Raw genomic sequence first — 483 nt, forward strand, 5'->3', positions numbered from 1 at the left:
AGGGGGAGGAGTGGTCAGTGAGGGAGAGTGATGGGGAGGGGTAGGGCGAGGGTGAGGGCGAGGAGAGCGAAAGGCGCGGGACGCGGGGAGACGAGTGACGGCTGGGGGGAGAGAGGGGCGGGGGTGGTGCGGGCGTGGGGGGCGACGGGGCGGGAAGTAAGGGCAGGGCGGTGGGAGGGAGGGGAGGGGTGGGGGTGGGGAGCGGGAGGGGGGCGGGAGAGCCGACGGAGGAAGGCATGGGGCGGGGAGTGTGGGGGGGTAACAACAGAACGCTGGCGGGGCGCGGAGGGTTGGCGACGGCGGGGCGGAGGGACGCCGCAGACGAACTGGACGCGATCCATACCGAGGTGAAGCGGCTCTCGGTACGCGCCGCGCACCCTATGTTGCCGATTGCCAGCCTGGCGGGCGGCAATCAGCAGAAGGCGGTGCTGACGCGCATGCTGCTGACCGATCCGAAGGTGTTGATCCTCGACGAACCCACAC

Annotated in this window: 1 pseudogene; it reads left to right on the forward strand. The window is 71.2% G+C overall.

The annotated features are described in order from the left end of the window. Positions 1-257: 257 nt before the first annotated feature. Positions 258-483: pseudogene (locus A6V37_RS42315) on the forward strand (ATP-binding cassette domain-containing protein); the annotation flags it as partial.

It is taken from the genome of Paraburkholderia ginsengiterrae (genome assembly GCF_001645125.1).
In the GTDB taxonomy this organism is placed as follows: Bacteria; Pseudomonadota; Gammaproteobacteria; order Burkholderiales; family Burkholderiaceae; genus Paraburkholderia; species Paraburkholderia ginsengiterrae.